Raw genomic sequence first — 23,422 nt, 5'->3', positions numbered from 1 at the left:
TCATTGTTTGGAATTCATTTGCCGGATGCGCCACCATTCTTCGGTGGCGCTGGCGTTCATACGGACAGTTGGGCGATCAGACAGGCGCAGGTCGACACGGGCAACATCCCGCGCCAGGATCTCATCCACAGCATCAAGGGCCAACGCGCGTTCCAGCGCGCGCACCGCCCTGGAGGCCGGCAAAAGGATGCGTTGATTTCGGTCCAGCACCACGTCCCACCGGCGATCCCCAAGACGAACAAGCCCACGCAAACGGGTCCCCAAGGGCGCACCCGCCTCCATCAGGGCCAAAGCTTCGCCCACATGCTCAGGAGCACCCTCGCCCGCGATCACGGGCAAATCGGGGCGCAAACCACGCCGGTCGATCAGACCAACTTTTGCGCCCGTGTCATCAATCAGACTTAACCCCTCAGCTGTGCGCCAGATCGCGACCGGCACACGCGGTGTGATATCCACTTGCAGCACACCGCCGGGGCGGATGCGTACACTTGCCTCTTTGATGGGCGGCATTTCAAGGATACGGGCCCGCATGGCGTTGGGATCCAGATCAAAGGACGAGACCGGGAAATCCAGCGGCAAGGCCTGACGGATCGCAGCATCCAGATCACCGTCGCCCCCATCAATGGCCATTAGGTTCACCATGAACTCAGGCCGTTCTTCGATGGCTGCACGCGCCTCTGCAACAGTGGCCTGGATGGCTGCCTGGTTCTTCGGGTCGGACAAGAACCACGTGGCCGCGCTCAACGTCACGGCAAAGGGCAAACCAGCGCGCAGCCCAAACCGGAAAAGCGGCGTGAGCATAAGGCGCTGCATACGCCATGACCACCGCGACGGGGCCGGATCAGATCGACGGTTCATCTGTGGCAAGACGCATCCTCCACCATCCACGCACATAGTTCAGGAAATGAGATGCCCGCCGCCTGTGCCTGTTCCGGCGTCAGCGACGTGGGGGTCATGCCGGGCTGTGTGTTGGTTTCAAGCAGGATAAGGCCAGCCGCCCCCTTGCTTTCATCCCAGCGATAATCCGTACGGCTGACACCCCGGCACCCAAGGGCGTTATGGGCACGGACCGCATAATCGAGGCATAATTCTGTAATTTCATTGGGCACATCCGCCGGGATCACATGGCGTGAGCCGCCCGGTTTGTACTTGGCATCATAGTCATACCAGCCATCGGTCAGGATATCCGTAACCCCAAGGGGGCGCGCGCCCATAACCGTGGTGGTCAACTCGCGCCCGGGGGCAAAGGCTTCGACCATCACCTCGTCGGGCATGTCCGCGCTCAGCTGCGGCGGGCCGTTGGCCCCGTCATTGACAAGGTAAACGCCGACACTGGACCCTTCATTGTTGGGTTTGACCACATAAGGGGTCGACATCACGTGGGCACGGCGCACCTCATCTGCGGGTGCGATGATGCTGTCGACAACCGGCAGGCCTGCCGCACGGTAGACGACCTTGGTGCGCTGCTTGTCCATCGCCAAAGCCGAAGACAGAACGCCGGAATGCGAATAAGGAATGCCAAGCCACTCCAAAAGCCCCTGCACACAGCCATCTTCGCCCCAACGCCCATGCAGGCAATTGAGAACAGCGTCAGGGCGCTCTGCCACCAAAACGGCAGCAAGGTCGCGGCCCGCATCGACCTCGACCACTTCGTATGTATCCAAACTCCGCAGCGCGGCAGCGCACGATGTCCCACTAGACAGCGACACCTCACGCTCAGCCGAGGGGCCACCCATCAATACCGCCACTTTCGGAGTCGTCCTGCTCGACTGACCCGCCATGTGCTCTCTTTTCGGGGTCCTTTAGCGGACCCTCGTATATAATGCCGTTATTTTAATCGTTTTTTCCGGCCCATCTGCGCTCATGAAACCTAGCCCGGTTCGCCGATCCGCATGATTTCCCATTCTAGCGTGATACCGCTTGAATCGTAAACCTTTTTTCGCACTTCCTCCCCTAATCCTTCAAGGTCGGCAGCACTGGCCCCGCCAGTGTTGATGAGGAAGTTGGAGTGTTTTTCGCTCATTTGTGCGCCACCACGGGTCGCGCCCCGCATGCCTGCATCATCAATGACCTTCCATGCCTTCAGATCATGGACATCGTCAGCACGCCCTGTCGATGAAAACCCCGCCGGATTGCGAAAGGTTGATCCTGCACTTCGGTCCTTGGTCGGCTGGGTCGCATCCCGCTTGGCCAGTTGATCCGCCATCCGGGCATTCAGGTGTGCCGGATCGCCCAAAGGCGCGCGTAAGGTTACTGAGGTCAACACCGCGCCTGTCGGCAAATCGCTTTGCCGATAGCGAAAATTCATATCTGCGGGGGCCAGTGTCGTGATGGTCCCGTCGCGCAACACCACCTGCGCCGAATGGAAAACATCGGCCGTATAACTGCCGTAGCACCCGGCGTTCATGCGCACCGCACCGCCAAGTGTGCCGGGGATTGTGCGCAAAAACGTAAGATCGACGCCCGCGTCCGCCGCACGACGCGCCACATGGGCATCCAATGCAGCCGCCCCCGCGGTGACCATGTCACCGTCCACCTTGATCTCGTTAAACCCGCGCCCCAGCCGGACCACCACAGCGCGCAAACCTCCGTCGCGCACGATCAGGTTGCTGCCCACCCCCATCGGAAACACGGGCACGTCCAGGCCCAGCGCTTTCAGAAAGTCCGACAGGTCTTGGACGTCGGCCGGTTGCAACAGCCAATCCGCAGGGCCACCAACGCGCAGCCACGTGAGGGTCGAAAGGTCTTTGTGTGCAGTCAGACTGCCGCGCACATCTGGAATACCTGTGCCGTTCATCACGATCATCCGCTCTTAAGAGGCATTGAACCCGCGCTTTGCAGGGCTGCGCGCCTTTTGGCAACAGCTGTTGCGCCGACAATGGCCGCCAATACAAAGGCTCCAGTCCAGCCAAAAGCGCGCGCGCGCAATCCCAAAGCATGCGATGGCCGCGCTCAGGACGTAGGTAATGTAAGAGGACATCAAAACGTGCTTTCTTGGGTGGCGGCACCGCAGTCGCTGCTGCAACTCAGGCCGTCTTGGTTCTATTTCTGAAAAGCCATGCAAACACCGCTCCACCAAACAGGCCCGCAGCCAGGGGCGGCGCAATCAGGTACGCGGCAACGACCATGGCGTACCCGTCCCCGGGCAATGCCTCTGCCGGCGCCCACGACACCAACACAATAAGCCCGATCAACCCCAGAACCAGTGACACCAAGATACGGAGCATGAACCGGCGGGCCAGCGCAAATCCGGCGACAATCCCAACCAGCAGCGTTGCCAATGCTATCGGTATCATCGCACGATCCGCGCCTTGATCCAGCGGCTCAGGTAAATGACGGGCCAGCGCAGCACGCTCATGCCCGCTGCCAGCAGCAGCAGACCCACCCACGGCCCATGTTGCCACGTGACAAAACCAAGGATCGGGATGCCAATGGCGATCAGGCCATAGGCGTTGGTCCAATGTTGATCACGGCTCGGCAACATCGCGATCACGTTGGCGGCCAGCGCCCAAAGACAGGCAAGGATGATCGAAAGACTCATGACCGCAACTCCGGCGGAAGCTGTGGATTTTGCCCGCGCGCCTTTGCCCAGAAATAGCGCAGCGGGTTGCGAAACATAGACACGAACGCGCACAAGGCAAGAACACCGGCCCACCACGCCACTGCAATACCGATCCACAAGATCAGCACAGGGGACGCAAGCAAAAGAGTCACGCCGGGAATGTACTGATGGCGCATAGGCAACATCGCCACGGCCGTCGCGGCAAAAACCCAAGCGATGCAGGCCAGCGCAAGTGTCATCGGGACAACTCTCTAAAAATACATTTCGAATGCAGGCCGTTCGCACTCAGCCATTTCAGGTTTGTCATGTTGTAGCCAGTTGGGCGCGGCGCTTGGATTTGGCCAGATGCGCCGCTCCGATACCCGAAAGTGCCATGACCGACAGATAGACGGTCAACAAAACCAGCGAAAAGTTCGCTGCCATTTTCATCATGTTCGGATCCAGTCGTGTCGCCTCAACCATCCACTGATAGCCCAGAAAATTGGCCGAGACCCAGAACAGCCCCGCAATACGCGTGTTGATCCACGCCACGCCAAAGGCAAGTGACAAGGCAAGTATACCCAGACAGACAACCATCATGCTCTTTCCCTCCTCAAATAGAACCACCCCAGTCGTATTCCTGCAGCAATCGCGCCATACGCCACCGTCCACACCAGCATCCAGCCGACAATGACCGCAGCCGCCGGGAACGACACCGCGACAGCTTGCAATGTTGTCCAGAGGTCCTCGCCCTCGATCAAAGCCCAGACGCCAAAAGAGACATAAGGAGCCACCAGCATCAGCGCGCAGATGCCCAAGACGACAATCAAAGTCCTGCGCAATCCCCAGATCAACGCCGCCGGGGCCGCCAAAAGCGGCACACCGATCACAGTCACACTGAACAGGTTGGCCTCCATGCGCTCTTACGCGGCTCCCTTTTGCAATCGCCCCGGCAACCCGTTTGCCCAAGCGGAAATCGTCCCTGCCCCAAGGCAGACCACCATGTCACCGGGACGCGCCTGTTCGCGCACGAGGCGCTCCAGATCATCCTCGCTCATTACAGAACGCGCATGGCGGTGACCGTGGCGAATAAGACCTGCGACCAGGTCATCGCGGCTGGCCCCTTCGATCGGATCCTCGCCGGCAGCGAAAATGTCAGTGATCCCGACCACGTCGGCATCGTTAAAGCAGGAACAGAAATCCTCAAAATGGTGATGCAGGCGGGTATAGCGGTGCGGCTGGTGCACGGCGATCACGCGTCCTTCGGTGGCTTGGCGGGCCGCCTTCAGGACGGCAGCAATTTCAGTTGGGTGGTGACCATAGTCATCGATAATGGTCACCCCCTCAATTTCACCTACGCGGGTAAAGCGGCGATTAACGCCACCGAAATTGGCCAGCGCGGTCCGTATCTGGTCGCCCTTCATGCCCAAATGGCGCGCCACAGCAATGGCGCTCAGGGCGTTGGACACGTTGTGATCGCCCGGCATCGGCAACGAGCAGCCCTCGATGAGTTTGTCCTCTGATTGCAGCGCCACATCGAAATGGGCCACACCGTTTTTGTAAGTCAGGTTCACGGCACGCACATCCGCCTGCGCGTTAAAGCCATAGGTAATCACCCGGCGATCGGTGATCTTGCCCACCAACGCCTGAACATCCGGATCATCCGTGCAGCACACAGCCAGCCCGTAGAACGGGATGTTGGACACAAACTCATAAAAGCCCTGATGCAGGGCCTCTTCGGTCCCCCAATGTTCCATATGTTCGGGGTCGATGTTGGTGACGATGGCGATGGTGGCGGGCAACCGATTGAAGGTCCCGTCGCTCTCATCGGCCTCAACAACCATCCATTCGCCCTCGCCCTTGCGGGCGTTCGAACCATAGGCGTGGATAATGCCTCCGTTCACGACAGTGGGGTCAAAATCGCCCTCGTCCAGCAAGGCCGCAACCATCGTGGTGGTGGTGGTTTTGCCATGCGTGCCCGCAATCGCAATGTTGGATTTCAGACGCATCAACTCGGCCAGCATCTCGGCGCGACGCACAATGGGCAGGCCGCGCGCGCGGGCGGCATCCAGCTCGGCGTTGCCCGGCTTGATCGCAGAAGAGATCACAACAACCTCGGCGTTATCAATATTGCTGGCGTTTTGGCCAACAAATATCTGTGCACCCAGTTCGGCAAGGCGCTCCGTGATCTTGGAGGCCTTCAAATCCGAACCCTGAACGACATAGCCGTGGTTCAACAGCACCTCAGCAATGCCCGACATCCCGATCCCGCCGATACCAACGAAATGAATTGCGCCCACGTCTCCGGGCAGTTTGGTTGCGGCGTTCATGGTGTCCCTTTCTGTGCGAGGGTTTCTACAAGGTGAACAAGGTTTTCTGTTGCGTCCGGCTTGCCAAAGGTGGTGGCCGCACGTGACATCTCAGAGGCAGCGTCGGGCGTATCAAGGACAGCGCTGATCTGCTCAGCCATCGCTTCAACGGTCAACTTGCTTTCAGGGATCAGAATGGCGGCCCCGGCCTCTACCAGCCCGCGCGCATTGGCGGTTTGGTGATCCCCCGTTGCCGCGGCATAGGGGATCAGGATCGACGGGCGCCCAATGACCGAAATATCGGCAACAGACGAAGCGCCCGCACGCGAAATGATCAACTGCGCCTCGCTCATCCTGCGAGGCACATCCGTAAAGAATGGCTGTACATCTGCGGCGATGCCGTGGTCTTCATAAAAGGCGCGCACGCGGTCTTCATCCTCACCACGCGCCTGATGGCTGACACGCAGGTTCTTCAAACGCGCGATTGGCAGGCTGGCAATCGCAGGCGGTATCACGTCAGACAGAATACGTGCGCCCTGAGACCCACCAATCACCAGAATTTCTATCGGATAATCGCCAGGTGGAATGTAAGACGCAGCTTCGCGCTCCAACACCGCAGCGCGCACCGGGTTGCCGACATGAATGCCTTCAACACCTTCAGGCAGGTCCGTCGGCCACGTCCCGCAAGCCACCGCATTGACCCGCTTGGTAAGCAAATGGTTCACCCGCCCCAGAACGCCGTTTTGCTCATGGATCATGCGTGGCAGACGCAGCAACGTGGCTGCGACCATCGCCGGAATTGTCGGATAACCGCCAAAGCCGACAACAACAGCGGGCTTGTCGCGCAGCATTTTCAGGCTTGCGCTGAACACACCAGCGGCAATGCGAAACGGGACCGCCAGTTTGGCAATTGGACCGCCACGGGCAAATGTCGCAGACGAGATCTGCTCAATCTGTGTGGTGTGTGGAAATCCACCGGTGTAGCGCGCACCGCGCGCATCGGTGCTGAGCTTGACGCGCCAGCCACGCTGCAACATCGCCTCGGCCAAAGCTTGCGCAGGGAACATATGCCCGCCCGTGCCACCCGCCGCGATGAGAAGCAAAGGTTGGCTCATCCCCGCGCCCCTTTCGCCAACAGACCTGTCTGCCAAACCTGCTTGAACACCCGGGCCAGCCTACTCATCCAAAGAGCAGGCTTCGCGCCGCCGCCATGCCGCGCGCGCATCATCTGCGCCCCCGCCCCAGCAGGTCCGCTATCTCCCCTTGGGGGCGTGTTCGCGTAAAGGCGAGCAGCATACCGACCGCGATGCCCGAGGCAATGACCGACGACCCGCCATAACTCACAAAGGGCAATGTCATGCCCTTGGCAGGCAACAGCCGCACCGCCACGCCCATATTGATCATCGCCTGCACACCGAACATGCAGGCAAGACCGGTTCCAGCAAGACGGATGAACGGATCACGCTCGCGCAGCAGACGCATCAGCGACCGCACAACGATGCCTGTATACAGCGCGATGATACACAGCACGAGGATCAGGCCATATTCTTCGGCGGCCACAGCAATGATGAAATCCGTATGCGCATCAGGCAAGGACCACTTCACCTGCCCCTCGCCCACACCAACACCGAACAACCCACCCTCTTGGATGGCGTTGGTGGCATAACCCAACTGCGTGCGCGGATCGACGTCGGGGGACAAAAACCCGTCAATGCGGCGGGCAAAGTGTTCTGAGTTGGAATAGGCGATCGTCCCGAAAAAGACCACGGCACCCGCCATACACACCAACAACAGCATCGGCGCCCCAGCGACAAAATACATCACACCCCAACCAAACAGGACAAGGCAGGCCTGTCCAAAGTCGGGCTGCAAGGCCAGCATCAACACAATGGAAACGCATAAAGCAAAAGACCACAGCTTGCCGGGCGGTCCGTTGATGTCCTGACTTGCGGCCATCATCCATGCCGCAGCAACGACAAAGCCGGGTTTAAGGAACTCTGACGGCTGCACAGAAGCAAAGCCAAGCGAATACCACCGCATTGCACCCTTGCCAAAATCTGTGCCGAAAAACGGCAAAAACGCCAACGCCACAAAGGCCACCAAGAACCCAAGCACCGCCAAACGGCGCACCAGCAATGGGGACATCATCGACGTCACGATCATCGCAATCAACGCAGCAGCGCCAAAAATCGCCTGCTTTGTGACGTAGTAGAAAGGTGGGAAACCGTTCTTTTCAGCCAAAGGGACCGAGGCGGCCAGCGCCAGCAACAACCCGATTGAAAAAAGGATCAAAACGCAACTCAACGACCATTTGTCGATGGTGCGCCACCACTTTGGAAGTACTGGTTCGCCGTCCCGAACAGGGACCGCGCCAAAGACCATCTCTGTCATGATCTGCCGCCTTGTTGCCTATATCTGCCTCAATGCCTCCGGTTGATCCAAAGTGCATGTGGTTAACCATAGCTGCAAAATTGCGCGCAGGCTAGTCCTTGCGAGGCTGGCCCACAGGCGATTTAGCGCCGCTGTGGATCGCGCCGCACCAAATGCGGCTTCTCGGATCAGGCATTCAGGCCAAAAGCACTGAGGACAACATAAGCAACCAGCCGACGGACCGCTGGGCGCGGACCTGCGGAATGGCACGCGCGTTTTCGGTTCAGCCGGGCTTTGGTCCTTGCCGGGGATTACTTGATGGTCGCATCAAGGACCGGACCGTGCCCTGGGCGCCCCTTTTTCTTCGGCTTGTCCAACTTTTTGTGGATCGCATTGAAACGCTTTTCCAGCGTCTTGGCGTTGTACTTCTTGACGATCTGCTTTTGCAGATCTCCTGCTGCTGCCAAAGCGGCCTTGCCTTTGTCGGCATCAACACCAACGCCACGCATTGCACTGATATCTGCAACGATCGTGACGGCGTCACTTTTGGCCTTTTTGACATGCTCGTTCTCGTGAATGCCAAGCTTCAACTTGAACCGAGCCCATTCGATCCATGCCCGCACTGAAAGGTTGTTGGCGCCGACCTCAGGCAAAAGGGTTTCGCTGGAATACGCGACTGCCATCGACTTGATCTTTGCCTTCGCCTCGAACTTTCCATCCCTCAAGGTGACAATGTTACCGTCCCCCTCAAACCGGGCGCTCGACACAGCGGCACTCACATCAAGCGTTGTGGACGTCAGTGCCGCGACGCGCTTTCCGTCATTGGGGTCCTTCGGGCCCTTCTTCTTCATGTTTTTCAGGATCGCCATCAGGTCGTCACCTGAAACCTTGTAATTTCTGTATTTTGTCGGGGTCACTTTAAGAGTTGCGGGCATTGCAAAGCCTCCATTGAATGCAGCGCAATCAGTTTGCCCAACAGTACAACATCGGGAAAACCGCACGAAAAAACAGTGCAGCGCCATTAAATATGGCCAGTGTCCTAAAAGCGCAGCCCATTGGCAAATTGGCCGCCAGAGGCGACCAATAGCAGGCAAGTAGTTGCCGATTGGGTTGCTGTTTTTTCAGGCAAATGACGCCGCAATCGCAAGCGCCTCAAGGTCACGCCGCCTTGTGCGTTCCCCGGATCGGATAGTCATTGTTGCGAATGAACGCGATCCCCTTCAGCACCGACTGTAGGTCCGGGCGCAAAAACGGAGCATTGGACACATCGACCATCTGGATCAACCCTTCGGCGTTGATCACAAACAGACCCGGTTCGGCAAAGGGACGGTCAGTTTCCTGCGGGCTGCGCGGGTCCGAGATGTAGACACCCAGAGCACGCATCTGCTCGATGTTCAGATCGTATCCCATGGGCAGGCTCAGTCCTTTTTCATCAACCATGGCCTGCGCCTTTTCTGCCGGATCACCCGAGGCGATCACGATATCCACACCAATGTCATGGAACGCGGCTTGCATGTTTTCGAGTTCGGCAAGGTAATTTTTACAAAGCGGGCAATGCAGACCGCGATAGATCACCACCAACTGCCAGTCGTACCCACTCCGTGGCGCGCCAAGCACAACAGTGCCACCGCCCAACTGCGAAATTTCGATTTTGGGGAACGTAGTGCCAGCGGTCAGTGCAATCATTTTGGGGGCTCCAGGTCTTTTGACTAGGTTTACGTCTGAACTATGGTTGCAGACAGCGTGGGCAAGGTCCGACCCTTGACCCAAACTGTGCATTCCTGCACGGGGGCGTCATGGATTACGACACATTAGTTATCGGAGCCGGTGCGGCAGGCATGATGTGTGCCGCCCATGCGGGGGGGCGCGTGCTGGTGGTCGACCACGCGCGCGCACCGGGGGAAAAGATCCGCATTTCAGGCGGCGGGCGCTGCAACTTCACAAACATGTACTGCGACCCACAGGCCTTCATCAGCGAAAACCCACATTTCGTTAAATCAGCACTGGCGCGCTACACCCAATGGGACTTCATCGCATTGGTCGATCAGCATGGTATCGCATGGCATGAAAAGACGCTGGGGCAGCTGTTTTGCGATGTGTCCGCCAAAGACATCGTGGCGATGCTGCGCAAGCTCATGCAAGACGCAGGCGTCGATCTGCACCTGCAAACCGAAGTCAGCCATTTCGCCAAATCCCCGGATGGGTTCAAAGCAACGCTGGTCAAAGACGGACACACACAGCACATCACCGCCAAACGGGCCGTGATCGCAAGCGGCGGCAAATCGATCCCGAAAATGGGGGCAACAGGCTTTGCCTACGACATCGCACGACAGTTCGGGCACCGCGTGACCGAGACCGAGGCCGCCCTCGTCCCCTTCACCTTCCCCGACCGCCGCTTTGCCGCAATCTCCGGCGTCGCCTGCCCGGCCCGGGTGCAGGCCAACGGCCCGGCCTTTGACGAGGCACTCCTTTTCACCCACCGTGGTCTTTCTGGCCCGGCGGTGCTGCAAGCGTCCAACTATTGGCACGCAGGCGAGGCAATCACCGTGAACCTCTGCCCAAACACAGACCTCGCGCAGGTGCTCAAAGACAAACGAACAACAGACGGCAAAAAGGCCCTGACAACCGAACTCGCGCGGCACTTGCCTGCACGGCTTGTCGAACACCTCAGCGGCGAACACGACCTCCAAGGCCGGCTCGGCGATGCCTCCGACACCCGCATCGCTCAGATCACAAACAGCCTCAGCGCATGGAGCCTCACGCCCAGCGGCACCGAAGGCTACCGCACCGCCGAAGTGACGCGGGGCGGCATCGACACCGCCACGCTCAACTCCAAAACCATGGAATCCAAATCCACACCGGGGCTCTATTTCATCGGAGAAGCGGTGGATGTCACCGGCTGGCTGGGGGGATACAATTTCCAATGGGCGTGGTCCTCGGCCATGGCCAGCGCCCGCGCGCTCCAGGGCTGATCTCTGTCTCGGAGCCGGCGCCGCCTGAACCTGAACGGACAGATGGAGGGCGCCCGGCCAAGAAAAATCGCCGAGGGGCCCCGCTTGCGGGGATACGGCTATTTTACTTGGGCGGGGGGCGGCCTTCTGTCAGGCAAGGCGCAGGCGGGGCCGGATGCGGGACAGATATCTGTCTTGGTGAGGCAGAAGTCAGAGCGCATAAAACATGTCGTGCGCGCGCAAGCGCGCTCCTTTTGGTCGCAGAATGGGCCCAAGGCGGCGATGGGGAACCGCGCCCTGACCGTTCAAAGGCAGTCTGACGTCAGCCCCGCCTTTCAGCCCGTTGAAAGACGCCTCAATACTTCGTCGGCAAAGTCCTCACCGCGACGCTCAAAGCTGTCATACTGATCAAAGCTCGCCGCCGCAGGGGCCAGCAACACAACGTCGCCCGGCGCCGCGTCTTCCATGGCGGCCGCAACAGCGGCCTCCATTGTCCCACAAACCTGCGCATCCACGTCCAGCTGCATCGCAAAATGTGCGGCCTCTCGACCAATCACATAAGCCTTGCGGACAGATTGTGTGGCACCCGCCAGCGCCGCCAACCCGCCATCTTTTTCCAAACCACCGCAGATCCAGCGGATATTCTGAAAGGCAGCCAAGGCTTTGGCGGCACTGTCTACATTGGTCGCCTTGCTGTCGTTCACGAACCGCACACCACCAGCCTCGGCAATGGTCTGGCTGCGATGGGGCAACCCGGCAAAGCTGCGAAAGCCCGCCTCGATCACCTTTGGCGCAATCCCAAGAGAGCGCACAGCAGCATAGGCCGCACAGGCATTCTGATGATTGTGGGCACCGGGCAAACCGGCAATCTCGCGTAAATCAATGGACGCCACCTGCCGGCCCTTGCGCACTTCGGACAAGAACCCCTTTTTGACAAACACGTTCCAGCCCGGACCCCCCAGCTTTGTCCCGGCCGACACCCGGATCACACGGTCGTCCGCGGGTCCTTCGCTCAACTGGCCCGCCAGATACCGCCCCTCCGGCTCGTCCACTCCGATAACGGCGCGGTCCGGGCCGCCTTCGGCAAACAGGCGTCGCTTGGCCGCAAAATACCCGCCCATGCCGGCGTGGCGATCCAGATGATCCGGGCTCAGGTTGGTGAACACGGCAACATCGGGCGTCAGACTGCGGGCCAGATCAGTCTGATAGCTGGACAGCTCCAACACAATCACCTCGCCATCATGTGGCGGATCGATATCAAGCACCCCACGGCCAATGTTCCCCGCCAACTGACAGGGCCGGTTGGCGGTCTCCATGATGTGATGGATCAGGGCCGATGTCGTCGATTTCCCGTTGCTCCCCGTCACGGCAATCACCCGCGGCGCAGTGTCGAAATTGTTCCAGTCGGGCGTTGCAAAGGATTGAAAGAACAGACCGATGTCATTGTCGACAGGCACGCCCGCCTCCAGTGCGGCAACCACCACCGGATTGGGAACGGGATAAAGATGCGGAATGCCCGGCGACACGATCAACCGCGCGACATTCTCAAACGCGCCCTGTTTCTTGAGATCCTTACAGACAAACCCCTCGGCCTCTGCCGTTGCGCGCGCGTCCGGATTGTCATCCCAGCACAGCGGCACAGCCTCACCCGCCTCAAGCGCACGCGCCGCCGACAACCCCGTGCGGCCAAGCCCAAGCACAGCCACAGTCTTGCCCGCAAGGCCACGCACCGGGATCATCGGCGCAGTCCTCGCGCTGACCTCAGGCGCATCACCGCATTTTCATGTCTCAAAACCAACCGCATGGCGCACCTCCCGCTTTGGGCGATACAGGTCCCACGAAACCCCGCCCCCTGCAAGAGGCGCAAGTCTTCAACGATCCGACCAAACGCCGTCACTTCGCGCGACCGAAAGGCCGATGTCATACCGCCGCATCCCCACCACGCGCAGCGCGAAATCGCTCAAGATTGGCAAAGACCTGTTGCGTTTGCGGATGCTGCGCGCCCGCAACTGATCCTTTTCGGCGTCCGGTGCGCGGGCCAGTTCCGCCTCGATGTCCGCTTTCAGTTCTCGACGGACACGGATAAATTCTGCGGTGGTCAGCGCCGCGCCGTTTTTCGATTGTTGCTGCGCAATCTGCTGGATGGTGTCAGGCGCAAGGGCCACAGGCTTGTCGCGTTTGAACGGGGCCTTTATGATGCTAAAGGCCCAGCCGATCAAAAAAACGATACTGCCGACTGCGCCGAGGACAACGGCATTCTCAGTTAAAAAAGCAATTAAGGTTTCAAACACACAAACACCCCAGTTCCCCAAGGCGAGCTTACCCGCCTCCCGCCCTGCGGGAACCCAAAAACCTTACCAAAGCGTTAAATCGCCTCTGTAAGTGCTTGAAAAATAGTCGTGCAGAGAGTGTCCCAGCATGGGACACCAAAATTACCGGACTTTAAGAGTGGCCAGCCCGATCATCGCCAAAATCAGCGCGATGATCCAGAATCGGATCACAATCTGAGGCTCCGCCCACCCCTTTTTTTCGTAGTGATGGTGGATCGGGGCCATCAAAAAGACCCGCTTGCCCGTCTTCTTGAAATAAAGGACCTGGATCATCACCGACAACGCCTCGACCACGAAAATTCCGCCGACGATGGCAAAGACGATTTCATGTTTCGAAGCCACCGCGATGGCCCCCAACGCGCCGCCCAAAGCCAACGAGCCAGTATCCCCCATAAAGACCGCCGCCGGAGGAGCGTTGTACCACAAAAAGCCCAAGCCCCCGCCGATGATCCCCATCGTAAAGATCAGCAATTCGCCCGTTCCGGGGACATAGTGCAGACCCAGATCTTCGGTGAAGTCGACCCGCCCCACAAAGTAGGCGATGACGCCGAGAGTTGCCGCCGCGATCATCACCGGCATAATCGCCAATCCGTCGAGCCCGTCCGTGAGGTTCACCGCATTCGCAGAGCCCACAATCACAATGACCGAAAAGGGGATGAACAAAAGCCCGAGGTTGATCAGCACATCCTTGAACACCGGCACGGCCAATTGGTTCTGCAGCCCCTCTGGATGCGCGACGGCCGCAAAATAGGCCGCAATGGCCGCAATCAAAAACCCAAGCAACAGCCGGACGCGGCCCGGCACCCCAGCCGTGTTTTGTTTCGATACTTTTGCATAGTCGTCCGCAAATCCGATCAACCCGAAAGCGAGCGTCACGCCCAAAACAATCCACACAAACGGATTGTCCAACCGCGCCCAAAGCAGCGTGGACGTTACCAGCGCACCCACGATCAACAGCCCCCCCATGGTCGGCGTGCCAGCCTTGACGAAGTGCCCCTCGGGGCCGTCATCACGGATCGGCTGACCCTTGCCTTGGGTCTTGCGCAACACCGCAATCAGAGGCTTACCGAACATGAACCCAAAGACCAGCGCAGTCATGAACGCGCCGCCGGCCCGGAAGGTGATGTAGCGGAACAGGTTGAAAAAATCGCCCCCATCCGACAGTGCTGTCAACCAATAGAGCATTCTCGCCTCGCCTTACACATTATCTTGTGGGTCTGCGCCCTCAGTCCCCGGATGGCCCATTTTGCGGATCGCGTCAACGATCACGGCCAATTTCATGCTGAGAGACCCCTTGACCAGCACCACGTCGCCGCTGTCGAGACGGCGTGCGACCTGGGCGGCCAAGTCCTGAGACGTTTCTGTCCAAAGGCCTTGTTTCGAAGCCGGAAGTGCGTCGTGCAGGTGTTGCATCAAAGGACCAACGCAGTGGACAGTGTCGATCGCCTCCATCGCATCGAGGTCCGCAAGAGCCGCGTGCAGTTCGGGCCCGGTTGGCCCCAATTCCTTCATGTCACCGACAAAGGCGATCCGCCGTCCCTTGCTTACCCGGCCAATGTCGTTGGTAACTTCTGCCGCGGCTAAAACACCAAGGGCGGCCTCCATCGACGTTGGATTGGCGTTGTAGCTGTCGTCAATCAACTCAAGCGTCATTTGGGTATCCACGGCATCGAGCGCGATGACTTCGCGTGCGCCCCGACCCTGATAGGGCGACCAACGGCCCAGTGATTGGGCCGCGAGCGCAAGATCCGCGCCAAGCGCCTCTGCTGCCGCCAGCGCTCCGAGACCGTTCATGGCAAAGTGTTTTCCCACGGCCCCGATCTTGAACAATAGCGGTGCCTCGTGGGCGGTCGCCTGCACCACCGTAACTTCGCGCCCCAGATCGACAGATTTCAGAACGAAATCAAAACCGTGTTCGCCAAAGCCAATGTCGCGCCGCTTCATGTCATGAGCCTTGGATTGCAGGATTGCAGCGGTCGAACAGTCGTTGTTCAGGATTGCGGTGCCCCCGTATTCAAGCCCTTCAATGATGGATGCCTTTTCCAGCGCGATGCCTTCGATGTTCTCAAAGGCTTCTAGATGGGCGGCGGCGACGGTTGTGATCATTGCCACGTGGGGCCGGGCCAACTTTGCCAAGGGCGCAATCTCTCCGGGATGGTTCATCCCGATTTCGATCACCGCGTATTCCGTATCTGCCGGCATCCGCGCCAGTGTCAGCGGCACACCCCAGTGGTTGTTATAGCTGGCCACCGAGGCATGCGTTCGCCCCTGATCGCCAAGCATCGCGCGCAACATTTCCTTGGTCGAGGTTTTGCCAACCGATCCGGTGATTGCGACCACACGGGCATCGGTGCGCGCGCGGGCGGCAGCGCCAAGCGCCTCCAGACCTTGCAAAACATCCGCGACAATCAGCAAGGGCGCGTCAGGGGCCACACCCTCCGGCACCTGTGTGACAAGAGCGGCGGCGGCGCCTTTTTCCAGCGCCTGCGCCACAAAGTCATGCCCGTCCCGTGCCGCTTGCAGAGCGACGAACAGATCACCCGGTTCCAACGTGCGGGTATCGATGGACACGCCTGTGGCCGTCCAGTCTGTTGTGGCTTGCCCACCCGTTGCAGCGGCGGCGTCGCTGGCAGTCCATAGCGTCACGTCAGTCTTCCTTCCAAGGCAGCCACGGCCACGCTGGCCTGTTCGGCATCATCAAAGGGCAGGATGTCATCGCCCACAATTTGTCCTGTCTCGTGTCCCTTGCCCGCGATCAGCAAAGCATCACCGGGGCCAAGAGCGTCAACCGCGCGCAGGATTGCCTCGGCCCGGTCGCCGACCTCGTGGGCCTCAGGGCACCCCTCCATCACCGCAGCGCGGATGGTTGCGGGGTCTTCTGAGCGCGGGTTGTCATCTGTTACAAACACGACGTCGGCGTTTTGTGCTGCCGCCTGCCCCATCAACGGGCGTTTGCCTGCATCCCTGTCCCCGCCTGCCCCAATCACTGCGATTAGCCGCCCCATCACATGTGGGCGCATTGCGGACAGCGCAGTGGCAACAGCATCCGGCGTGTGGGCGTAATCCACAAAAACGGCCGCTCCGTTCTCGCGCGTGGCGGCAAGCTGCATACGCCCCCGAACGGTGCCAAGATGCGGCAGGGTTTCAAACACATGGGCAGGTTCAGCGCCACAGGCGATGACAAGGCCACATGCCAGCATCACGTTGTCCGCTTGAAAGCCACCGATGAGAGGCAGGCGCGCGGTGAAGGCTTTGCCTGCATAGTCAAAGCGGACATCCTGCCCGGTGCTCTCAAAGCGCTGCGCAGAGAGATGCAGATCACCCCCATCGCGCCCTACACTCAGAACCTTTTGGCCCCGAGCACGCGCAATCGCGGCCATATCCACACCGCGCGGGTCGTCCATGTTGATCACGGCGGTGCCGTCTTCGGGCAAAACACGGGCAAACAGGCCAGCCTTGGCGTCAAAATACGCCTCGAACGTGTGGTGGTAGTCGAGGTGATCCTGGGTGAAATTCGTAAAGCCTGCTGCGGTCAGTGTCACACCGTCCAGACGGCGTTGATCGAGCCCGTGCGACGAGGCCTCCATGGCCGCGTGGGTGATGCCATTGTCGCGCGCCTCGGCCAGAATGCGGTGCAGCGTGATGGGTTCCGGCGTCGTATGCGCCAAGGGGGCGGTCCATGCGCCCTCCACCCCAGTTGTCCCGAGATTGACGGCGGCAAGTTCCAATTCGATCCAGATCTGGCGCACGAACGTGGCAACGGAGGTTTTTCCATTGGTCCCTGTGACAGCAACCATCGTGTCAGGCTGCCCGCCGAACCAAAGGGCGGCGGTGCGTGACAGGGTGGCGCGTGGGTCGTCGGCCAACACCACCGCGATCCCGTCGAGATGATCAGAGGCAATCTCGGCCCCGGCGCGATCGGTCAACACAGCGACTGCACCCATCCGCACGGCATATTGAATGAATTCCGCCCCGTGTACGCGGCTGCCCGGCATGGCGGCAAACAGGGTGCCGGCCTTTACCTCGCGGCTGTCCACGGCCAATCCGGAAACGTTCGGATTGGCACCGCCAAGCGCGGTCAGGCCCAAGGATGAAAGTGGTCGTGCCTGCGCGCCCATTGTTTGGCCTTTTGGCTCAGTTGCTGCTTGTGAGCGTTATATCAGTCAAAGAGCGGGGTTCAACGCCCGGACGCAGGCCCAGCAGCGGAGCAATGCGCCCGATCATCTCGGCCGCGACGGGCACCGCTGTCCAACCTGCCGTACGGCGTGGTTTGTCGCCGCTTGTCTCCACCGGTTCATCCAGCGTCACGATCAGCACGTATTTGGGATCGTGAGCAGGAAAGATCGTGGCAAAGGTCGCGATGACCTTATCCTCGTAATACCCGCCGTTGGGCTTAGGCTTGTCTGCGGTTCCAGTCTTGCCGCCCACCGCGTAACCGGGCACTTCGCCCATGCTCGCTGTGCCGGTGGTCACCACCGCCCGCAACATGTCGCGGGCCGCCTTGGCAGAGGACTCACTCATCACGCGCTTGCCCAGACGGGGGCCGTTCTGTTTCAGGATCGTCGGAGCAACCGTGTACCCCCCGTTTGCGATGGCCGCATACCCAGCGGCCAGATGCATGGGGGACGTGGACAAACCATGCCCATAGCTCACGGTAACAGCGCTCAGATCAGTCCAGCGTTTGGGCAATAGCGGTTTGCCTGTGCGCGCTTCAACAATCTCGAACGGGGTTGCCTCAAAAAAGCCAAGCGATTTCAGGAACTCCTGCTGGCGTTTGACCCCGATGTCCAATGCCATGCGGCCCGTACCCCGGTTCGAGGATTTGACGATGATGTCGGACACTGTCAGCTTGCCATAGTTCTTGTTGCGGAACTCACCGATGGGAAAGCCGCCAACGCGCATTGGTCCTTTGGTGTCGATTACCGTATCGGGAGACACAAGGCCCAGATCGACAGCTTGCGCTGCCGTGAAAATCTTGAAGGTCGAACCCAACTCGTACACCCCTTGCACCGAGCGGTTAAACAGCGGGCTGTCTGACTGATCCCCCGAGGTCGCCGGGCGGGGCCGGTTGTTGGGGTCAAAATCTGGCAGGGAGACGACCGACACCACCTCGCCCGTGTGCACGTCCATCAGAATGGAAGTCGCGCCCTTGGCGTTCATGATTTTCATGCCACCATAGAGGACACGTTCAGCTGCGGCCTGCACGGTCAAATCGAGGGACAATTTGAGAGGGCGCTGCCCGTTTGCGGGGTCGCGCAGGTAATCATCAAAGTGCTTTTCGACACCTGCTACGCCTATCACTTCGGCGGCGTGCACGCCTTCCTTGCCAAAGGATGCTCCACCCATCACATGAGCAGCAAGCGAACCATTGGGATAAAGTCGCATCTCGCGGGGGCCAAACAACAGACCCGGGTCGCCGATTTCGTGCACGGCCTGCATCTGCTCTGGGCTGATTTTCTTGCGTATCCACAAGAACTTACGCTTGCCAGTGAAATCCTTGACCAGCTTCTTTTCTTCCAGATCAGGAAAGATTGCAGCCAGTTCTTTGGCGGCCCGCATCGGGTCAATCATATGCGGCGGTTGGGCATAGAGCGCATGGGTTTCGAAATTGGTCGCAAGCAATCTGCCCTTACGGTCGACAATGTCGGCACGAGCGGCAGAAATGGCAGCCCCTTGGGCACTCGCGCGCGGCTCAACAGGTTCGGATGTCGCCAGCATTCCCATGCGGAATCCCACAACCATAAACGCGCAGAAAAAGAACACACCAAGCACCAATAATCGCCCTTCGGCACGCTGGCGCGAGGTGTCGCGCATTTCTTCGTGGCGCGCGGCTCGGTTTTCACGCTCAATCTCATCAGGGCTATGCCCGGCGGCACGGGCCGGCAGGATACGGGCAAGCGGGCGCAGAGGGGTGCGGGTCATTCTGAAACCTCCACGACTGGCAGAGTGCCAGACACTTCAATGCTGTTTGTTATGTCCAGAAGTGGTGGGGCGGGATAGGCCACCTCGTCTACGCGTCCGAACTGGTCAGGGCGGAAAGGCAACAAACCAAGGCGATCAAAGTTGATGTCCGCCAGATCGCGCAAACGATCGGGGCGATTGAGATAGGCCCATTCTGCCTTGAGCACGGCCAAACGGGCATGGGCTGCACGAATGTCGCGGTGTAGCTGATCTGTCTGGGCCAGCGAATCCTGCGTGGCGTAGTTTTCGCGGTAGGCCCAAAAGGCCAGCCCGATGACTGCCAGCGTTGTGAGAACGTAAAGGACACTGCGCATCATATCCCCCCTTTGATCTGCGGCATACTGATGGATTTGGCGTCGATGATCCCGGCGGGTGCGTCAGTGCGGATACCCACGCGCAATTTGGCCGAACGGCTGCGTGGGTTTGCAGCCAGTTCAGTTGCATCCGGGCCAATGGCTTTGCGGCTTTTAACGGTGAACTGGGCCGCCTCTTGCACCGTTTCAGGCGCATAGCGGTTGGCATTGGCACTGCGCCCGCCGCGCGCTGTGAGAAACCGTTTGACCATACGGTCCTCGACGGAATGGAAGGTAACCACGGCCAGTTTACCGCCGGGTTTCAAGGCGCGTTCGGCCGCCATAAGGCCCTGATAAAGTTCGTCATATTCATTGTTTACGGCAATGCGCAGCGCCTGAAAGCTGCGTGTGGCGGGGTGCGACTGTCCAGGCTTGGGGCGTGGCAGGCACTTTTCGACGATACCCGCGAGCTCCAACGTTGTAGTGATAGGGCGGGCCATGATTATTGCGCGCGCGATGCGGCGACTGGCGCGCTCTTCGCCGTAGTGAAACAGGATGTCGGCCAGCACGCCCTCGTCCGCTTGGTTGACGATATCGGCGGCTGTGGGCCCATCCTGGCTCATCCGCATGTCGAGCGGTCCGTCCTTTTGAAAGGAAAAACCACGTGCGGCCTGATCAAGCTGCATGGAACTGACGCCCAGATCCAGCACAACACCATCAAGGCCTGCCCCATACTCATCTAGTTTTGAAAACACACCGGGCTGCATCCGAAGTCGCGATCCATAACCGGCGGCCCAATCAGCGGCCATTTCGAAGGCCAACGGGTCACGATCAACCGCGATGACTGTATCGGCGCCGCCGTCCAAAAGTGCCCTGGTATAGCCGCCCGCTCCGAACGTACCATCCAACCATGTCCCTTCGATCGGCGCGCAATGTGCCAAGATCGCATCGATCAGAACTGGTATATGTGGCCCCCCGGTCATCCCTTATACGCTCACTGAGACCGACATGTTATGCGAGATCCCCGTCCAAATAGACCGACGGATCGACATCCGGGTCATATCCGTCGTCATCAAGGGCTGCGATGCTGGCATCGTAAGCCTCGGGCTTCCAAATCTCGAAGGTATCTCCGGAAGACACAAAACGGGCCATGCCATCCAGACCAATCTTGTCCCGCAACTTGGCGGGCAAGACGATGCGGCCCGTCTCATCGACAACCGTTTCGATGGATTGTGCGCTATAGAGGCGCTCCATAGCCTTACGTTTGGCCGATCCACGCGGATGGAGAGAGATTTTGTCGTCCACCTCATCCATGGCCTCGACGGTGAACCCTTCGAGGTAGGTGCGGGTGTCGCCCCCATAGACAATGATGATGCGCGGCGGCAGACCTTCGGTCCAGTCGGGATCAGCGGCTTCGATTACACGACGAAACGAGGCCGGGATAGACACCCGCCCCTTTGCGTCCACCTTGTGGTCGCTTTCGCCTCTGAACCTGCGTGCCATCTGTTGGCCCGTCCCTTTTCCTTTGCGCCCCCGCGCTCAAATCGTTCCCCAGTGTCTTGAAATGGAAACGGCGGGTTGATCTGCTGCCACTGATCAACCCGCCGCCCTCGTCCCGTCTCGCGGGATGTCCAGCTGCGCGCGCCACCTGGGGGGATGTCTGCTCGCTCGCGCGCCGGATCTCTTGGTCTGATGAAAGCGAGGTGCCTGTATGAAACCTGCTAGAGTTTTTTGTTTGCTTGGGGTCGTTTGGTGCCCCGGGCTCGTTCTCATCTGATGCATTAGGGATGCCATGGGAATTGATGGGAAACAATAGTTTTTTGTGACCAGTGAACCCTATACCCTGTGAACAGAGGTGTTGAAAAACAACATGTAGTGGAGAAATGTCGCCGAAATGGCGCCCATCATGTGACTCCCAACATCACGCACACAACATATAGTGTCGCATTGGTTGGATCGCTTTTAGCCCATAAAATCCCAGAAAAATGATATTTCCAGATCACTGAACGCAATGTTCTATTTACGTTCTCGCCACAAAAGAAAAAAATACTCGCGAATCTGGAGGAAATGATTCGAATCGCGCACCATTTGAGGCCAATTCCCACGCATTCCCACAAGCAGGACAATACAATCCCATGATCCGGTCGGTTCGGCGTTAAGAAGCCAATGCGTATATATAGGCAAGTATTGGCCCGGCATCGGACTCAACCGAAACCGCGACGCGCGCATATCCCGGCCCCTCGAACGCATCCAGACGCGCCCAGTGACCAGGCAGGTCCGTGGAATGGAACAGTTTCGCTTCGACAGCATCACCCTCCGGATCAAGGATCAAACCGGGATAGCCCATCTGCGCGCCCCACCCCGCTTCTTTCAAATGACCGCGTACAATGCCAAGCGACCAGTGTCCCTTTAACTCCTCCAGCTGATGGGCGTTTGCCCGTCCCGGCGCCAAGGTGCCGTAGGTGGCCAGACAAATCGCGGGATCGGCCACACTCAAGCCATCCCGCCCTTGATCAGACCTTCGGCTATGCGCGCATAGGCTTGCGCCATTGGTCCGTCACCGGCGGCCACGGGTGTCCCACCGTCGCCTGCAAGGCGCGTTTCAAGATCAATGGGCAAGGCCCCCAGCAAGGGAACACCCATTTTGTCCGCTTCCGCCGCAACCCCGCCCTGCCCAAAGATCTGGTGCTCGGCCCCGCAATCCGGACAGACAAACATCGACATGTTCTCGATCAGGCCAAGCACTGGTGTCTTAAGAGTGGCAAACATGTCCAATGCTTTTCGGGCATCGATCAGGGCAACATCCTGCGGCGTACTCACGACGATCGCCCCGCTCAGCTCTGATTTGGTGCACAGCGTCAATTGCACATCCCCCGTCCCCGGCGGCAAATCGACGATCAATACATCCAGCTCGCCCCATTCCACTTGCCCCAGCATCTGCTGGAGCGCGCCCATCAGCATCGGCCCGCGCCAAACAACTGCTTTGCCCTCTTCCATCATGAAGCCGATGGACATCAGCGTCACACCATGGGCGTGCAGAGGGATAATCGTTTTGCCATCCGGAGAGGCGGGGCGTTTGTTCACGCCCATCATCCGGGGCTGGGAGGGACCATATATATCCGCATCCAGCAGTCCGACCTTGCGGCCTGCTCGCGCCAAGGCGACTGCAAGGTTGGATGACACGGTCGACTTACCTACCCCGCCCTTTCCCGATCCGATGGCCAGTATGCGCTGTACACCCGCAGGCTTTGTCGGGCCCTCTTGCGGTTTGGGATGACCCCCAACCTTAAGACTGGGAGGAGCGGGCGGTTTGGGCGCCGGGCCGTGAGCCGTCAGGGCGACGCGCACTTTCTCAACACCGGGCAGGTTCTTGACGGCCGCCTCGGCTGCGGCACGCACGGGCTCCATGCGTGCGGCGAGTTCGGGGCTGGGTGCTTCAATGATGAATTGCACCTCTGCGCCCTGCACCTGAACCGCACGAATCAAATCGCGGTCCACCAGATCGCCGCCGTCCGGCATTGCGATCCGACGCAAGGCGGACAGGATGTCATCTTTGGTTATCGCCATGGTGCATTTCTCCGCTGGTTCGCTGCATTAACTGGCAGAAATTGCCGCAAGAGCAAAGGGGTCGCGTCCATACCCTAGAAAGCGCCAAAAGGCTGTGCGC

Annotated in this window: 25 protein-coding genes; 1 reads left to right on the top strand and 24 read right to left on the bottom strand. The window is 59.5% G+C overall.

Annotation, left to right across the window (positions count from 1 at the left end):
- The 13 genes from DHN60_RS11765 to DHN60_RS11705 all read right to left on the bottom strand — a co-directional run bounded on the left by DHN60_RS11765 (position 1) and on the right by DHN60_RS11705 (position 9,906).
- Complete coding sequence (locus tag DHN60_RS11765; protein WP_234423613.1) at positions 1-858, bottom strand: cell division protein FtsQ/DivIB; 858 nt, start codon at positions 856-858, stop codon at positions 1-3.
- Positions 855-1,781 (bottom strand): D-alanine--D-alanine ligase, encoded by a 927-nt coding sequence (locus DHN60_RS11760; protein ID WP_199913665.1) that lies wholly within the window; start codon positions 1,779-1,781, stop codon positions 855-857. The genes DHN60_RS11765 and DHN60_RS11760 overlap by 4 nt, the downstream gene beginning before the upstream one ends.
- Positions 1,782-1,870: 89 nt before the next feature.
- A complete protein-coding gene (gene murB / locus DHN60_RS11755; RefSeq protein ID WP_108837491.1) occupies positions 1,871-2,806 on the bottom strand; it encodes a UDP-N-acetylmuramate dehydrogenase in 936 nt (311 codons plus the stop codon).
- A gap of 220 nt (positions 2,807-3,026) precedes the next feature.
- Positions 3,027-3,296, bottom strand: coding sequence for a hypothetical protein (locus DHN60_RS11750; protein WP_108837490.1), 270 nt, complete (start codon positions 3,294-3,296; stop codon positions 3,027-3,029).
- The gene (locus DHN60_RS11745) at positions 3,293-3,541 is read right to left on the bottom strand and encodes a DUF2484 family protein (RefSeq protein ID WP_108837489.1); all 249 of its coding nucleotides are present in this window, start codon (positions 3,539-3,541) and stop codon (positions 3,293-3,295) included. Before DHN60_RS11745 ends, DHN60_RS11750 begins: the two co-directional genes overlap by 4 nt.
- Positions 3,538-3,801, bottom strand: a complete 264-nt coding sequence (locus DHN60_RS11740; RefSeq protein ID WP_108837488.1) for a DUF2484 family protein — start codon at positions 3,799-3,801, stop codon at positions 3,538-3,540. Before DHN60_RS11740 ends, DHN60_RS11745 begins: the two co-directional genes overlap by 4 nt.
- 64 nt (positions 3,802-3,865) lie before the next feature.
- The gene (locus tag DHN60_RS11735; RefSeq protein ID WP_108837487.1) at positions 3,866-4,141 is read right to left on the bottom strand and encodes a hypothetical protein; all 276 of its coding nucleotides are present in this window, start codon (positions 4,139-4,141) and stop codon (positions 3,866-3,868) included.
- Positions 4,138-4,458: a hypothetical protein gene (locus tag DHN60_RS11730; RefSeq protein WP_108837486.1), complete on the bottom strand. Its 321-nt coding sequence runs from the start codon at positions 4,456-4,458 to the stop codon at positions 4,138-4,140. Before DHN60_RS11730 ends, DHN60_RS11735 begins: the two co-directional genes overlap by 4 nt.
- Before the next feature lie 6 nt (positions 4,459-4,464).
- Complete coding sequence (gene murC / locus DHN60_RS11725) at positions 4,465-5,871, bottom strand: UDP-N-acetylmuramate--L-alanine ligase (protein ID WP_108837485.1); 1,407 nt, start codon at positions 5,869-5,871, stop codon at positions 4,465-4,467.
- Complete coding sequence (gene murG, locus DHN60_RS11720; RefSeq protein WP_108837484.1) at positions 5,868-6,965, bottom strand: undecaprenyldiphospho-muramoylpentapeptide beta-N-acetylglucosaminyltransferase; 1,098 nt, start codon at positions 6,963-6,965, stop codon at positions 5,868-5,870. The genes murC and murG overlap by 4 nt, the downstream gene beginning before the upstream one ends.
- Positions 6,966-7,074: 109 nt before the next feature.
- A complete protein-coding gene (ftsW, locus tag DHN60_RS11715) occupies positions 7,075-8,241 on the bottom strand; it encodes a putative lipid II flippase FtsW (RefSeq protein ID WP_108837483.1) in 1,167 nt (388 codons plus the stop codon).
- A 290-nt stretch (positions 8,242-8,531) separates the two neighbouring features.
- Positions 8,532-9,155, bottom strand: a complete 624-nt coding sequence (locus DHN60_RS11710; RefSeq protein ID WP_159089195.1) for a DUF922 domain-containing protein — start codon at positions 9,153-9,155, stop codon at positions 8,532-8,534.
- Between the two features lie 223 nt (positions 9,156-9,378).
- Positions 9,379-9,906 carry a peroxiredoxin-like family protein gene (locus DHN60_RS11705; RefSeq protein WP_108837481.1) on the bottom strand — a complete coding sequence of 176 codons (528 nt, stop codon included), beginning with the start codon at positions 9,904-9,906 and terminating at the stop codon, positions 9,379-9,381.
- 110 nt (positions 9,907-10,016) lie between these two features.
- Here DHN60_RS11705 and DHN60_RS11700 point away from each other — a divergent pair, with 110 nt between their 5' ends.
- Positions 10,017-11,192, top strand: a complete 1,176-nt coding sequence (locus DHN60_RS11700) for an NAD(P)/FAD-dependent oxidoreductase (protein WP_108837480.1) — start codon at positions 10,017-10,019, stop codon at positions 11,190-11,192.
- A gap of 314 nt (positions 11,193-11,506) precedes the next feature.
- On the opposite strand, the gene murD is transcribed toward DHN60_RS11700, so the two are convergent.
- From murD to DHN60_RS11640, 11 genes are all read right to left on the bottom strand, one after another.
- A complete protein-coding gene (gene murD, locus DHN60_RS11690; protein ID WP_108837478.1) occupies positions 11,507-12,910 on the bottom strand; it encodes a UDP-N-acetylmuramoyl-L-alanine--D-glutamate ligase in 1,404 nt (467 codons plus the stop codon).
- A gap of 132 nt (positions 12,911-13,042) precedes the next feature.
- Positions 13,043-13,462, bottom strand: coding sequence for a hypothetical protein (locus DHN60_RS11685; protein ID WP_108837477.1), 420 nt, complete (start codon positions 13,460-13,462; stop codon positions 13,043-13,045).
- A 141-nt stretch (positions 13,463-13,603) separates the two neighbouring features.
- Positions 13,604-14,686, bottom strand: coding sequence for a phospho-N-acetylmuramoyl-pentapeptide-transferase (gene mraY, locus DHN60_RS11680; protein ID WP_108837476.1), 1,083 nt, complete (start codon positions 14,684-14,686; stop codon positions 13,604-13,606).
- Between the two features lie 12 nt (positions 14,687-14,698).
- Positions 14,699-16,147 (bottom strand): UDP-N-acetylmuramoyl-tripeptide--D-alanyl-D-alanine ligase, encoded by a 1,449-nt coding sequence (murF, locus tag DHN60_RS11675; RefSeq protein ID WP_108837475.1) that lies wholly within the window; start codon positions 16,145-16,147, stop codon positions 14,699-14,701.
- Positions 16,144-17,619, bottom strand: a complete 1,476-nt coding sequence (locus DHN60_RS11670) for a UDP-N-acetylmuramoyl-L-alanyl-D-glutamate--2,6-diaminopimelate ligase (RefSeq protein WP_108837474.1) — start codon at positions 17,617-17,619, stop codon at positions 16,144-16,146. Before DHN60_RS11670 ends, murF begins: the two co-directional genes overlap by 4 nt.
- Before the next feature lie 16 nt (positions 17,620-17,635).
- Positions 17,636-19,423, bottom strand: a complete 1,788-nt coding sequence (locus DHN60_RS11665) for a penicillin-binding protein 2 (protein ID WP_108837473.1) — start codon at positions 19,421-19,423, stop codon at positions 17,636-17,638.
- Positions 19,420-19,776: a cell division protein FtsL gene (locus tag DHN60_RS11660; RefSeq protein WP_108837553.1), complete on the bottom strand. Its 357-nt coding sequence runs from the start codon at positions 19,774-19,776 to the stop codon at positions 19,420-19,422. The genes DHN60_RS11665 and DHN60_RS11660 overlap by 4 nt, the downstream gene beginning before the upstream one ends.
- Positions 19,776-20,738, bottom strand: coding sequence for a 16S rRNA (cytosine(1402)-N(4))-methyltransferase RsmH (gene rsmH, locus DHN60_RS11655; RefSeq protein WP_108837472.1), 963 nt, complete (start codon positions 20,736-20,738; stop codon positions 19,776-19,778). Before rsmH ends, DHN60_RS11660 begins: the two co-directional genes overlap by 1 nt.
- A 28-nt stretch (positions 20,739-20,766) precedes the next feature.
- Positions 20,767-21,258, bottom strand: a complete 492-nt coding sequence (gene mraZ, locus DHN60_RS11650) for a division/cell wall cluster transcriptional repressor MraZ (RefSeq protein WP_108837471.1) — start codon at positions 21,256-21,258, stop codon at positions 20,767-20,769.
- Positions 21,259-21,910: 652 nt separating this feature from the next.
- On the bottom strand, positions 21,911-22,246 hold the full coding sequence (locus DHN60_RS11645) for a gamma-glutamylcyclotransferase (RefSeq protein ID WP_108837470.1): 336 nt from the start codon (positions 22,244-22,246) through the stop codon (positions 21,911-21,913).
- 2 nt (positions 22,247-22,248) lie between these two features.
- Complete coding sequence (locus DHN60_RS11640; RefSeq protein ID WP_108837469.1) at positions 22,249-23,322, bottom strand: Mrp/NBP35 family ATP-binding protein; 1,074 nt, start codon at positions 23,320-23,322, stop codon at positions 22,249-22,251.
- Between the last annotated feature and the right edge of the window lie 100 nt (positions 23,323-23,422).

It is taken from the genome of Tateyamaria sp. Alg231-49, from assembly GCF_900143535.1.
Taxonomy (GTDB): Bacteria; Pseudomonadota; Alphaproteobacteria; order Rhodobacterales; family Rhodobacteraceae; genus Tateyamaria.
The sequence above is the reverse complement of the archived record's forward strand: the minus strand, read 5'-3'. Positions and strand labels throughout refer to the sequence as shown.

What these genes read in the sequence shown, in the direction of transcription:
- DHN60_RS11705 (WP_108837481.1), bottom strand. Translation starts at nt 9,906, where the DNA reads ATGATTGCACTGACCGCTGGCACTACGTTCCCCAAAATCGAAATTTCG.
- DHN60_RS11665 (WP_108837473.1), bottom strand. Translation starts at nt 19,423, where the DNA reads ATGACCCGCACCCCTCTGCGCCCGCTTGCCCGTATCCTGCCGGCCCGT.
- murG (WP_108837484.1), bottom strand. Translation starts at nt 6,965, where the DNA reads ATGAGCCAACCTTTGCTTCTCATCGCGGCGGGTGGCACGGGCGGGCAT.
- mraY (WP_108837476.1), bottom strand. Translation starts at nt 14,686, where the DNA reads ATGCTCTATTGGTTGACAGCACTGTCGGATGGGGGCGATTTTTTCAAC.
- DHN60_RS11765 (WP_234423613.1), bottom strand. Translation starts at nt 858, where the DNA reads ATGAACCGTCGATCTGATCCGGCCCCGTCGCGGTGGTCATGGCGTATG.
- DHN60_RS11745 (WP_108837489.1), bottom strand. Translation starts at nt 3,541, where the DNA reads ATGAGTCTTTCGATCATCCTTGCCTGTCTTTGGGCGCTGGCCGCCAAC.
- DHN60_RS11760 (WP_199913665.1), bottom strand. Translation starts at nt 1,781, where the DNA reads ATGGCGGGTCAGTCGAGCAGGACGACTCCGAAAGTGGCGGTATTGATG.
- DHN60_RS11730 (WP_108837486.1), bottom strand. Translation starts at nt 4,458, where the DNA reads ATGGAGGCCAACCTGTTCAGTGTGACTGTGATCGGTGTGCCGCTTTTG.
- murD (WP_108837478.1), bottom strand. Translation starts at nt 12,910, where the DNA reads ATGATCCCGGTGCGTGGCCTTGCGGGCAAGACTGTGGCTGTGCTTGGG.
- murB (WP_108837491.1), bottom strand. Translation starts at nt 2,806, where the DNA reads ATGATCGTGATGAACGGCACAGGTATTCCAGATGTGCGCGGCAGTCTG.
- DHN60_RS11660 (WP_108837553.1), bottom strand. Translation starts at nt 19,776, where the DNA reads ATGCGCAGTGTCCTTTACGTTCTCACAACGCTGGCAGTCATCGGGCTG.
- ftsW (WP_108837483.1), bottom strand. Translation starts at nt 8,241, where the DNA reads ATGACAGAGATGGTCTTTGGCGCGGTCCCTGTTCGGGACGGCGAACCA.
- DHN60_RS11750 (WP_108837490.1), bottom strand. Translation starts at nt 3,296, where the DNA reads ATGATACCGATAGCATTGGCAACGCTGCTGGTTGGGATTGTCGCCGGA.
- DHN60_RS11670 (WP_108837474.1), bottom strand. Translation starts at nt 17,619, where the DNA reads ATGGGCGCGCAGGCACGACCACTTTCATCCTTGGGCCTGACCGCGCTT.
- murC (WP_108837485.1), bottom strand. Translation starts at nt 5,871, where the DNA reads ATGAACGCCGCAACCAAACTGCCCGGAGACGTGGGCGCAATTCATTTC.
- DHN60_RS11700 (WP_108837480.1), top strand. Translation starts at nt 10,017, where the DNA reads ATGGATTACGACACATTAGTTATCGGAGCCGGTGCGGCAGGCATGATG.
- rsmH (WP_108837472.1), bottom strand. Translation starts at nt 20,738, where the DNA reads ATGACCGGGGGGCCACATATACCAGTTCTGATCGATGCGATCTTGGCA.
- DHN60_RS11740 (WP_108837488.1), bottom strand. Translation starts at nt 3,801, where the DNA reads ATGACACTTGCGCTGGCCTGCATCGCTTGGGTTTTTGCCGCGACGGCC.
- DHN60_RS11735 (WP_108837487.1), bottom strand. Translation starts at nt 4,141, where the DNA reads ATGATGGTTGTCTGTCTGGGTATACTTGCCTTGTCACTTGCCTTTGGC.
- mraZ (WP_108837471.1), bottom strand. Translation starts at nt 21,258, where the DNA reads ATGGCACGCAGGTTCAGAGGCGAAAGCGACCACAAGGTGGACGCAAAG.
- DHN60_RS11710 (WP_159089195.1), bottom strand. Translation starts at nt 9,155, where the DNA reads ATGCCCGCAACTCTTAAAGTGACCCCGACAAAATACAGAAATTACAAG.
- DHN60_RS11640 (WP_108837469.1), bottom strand. Translation starts at nt 23,322, where the DNA reads ATGGCGATAACCAAAGATGACATCCTGTCCGCCTTGCGTCGGATCGCA.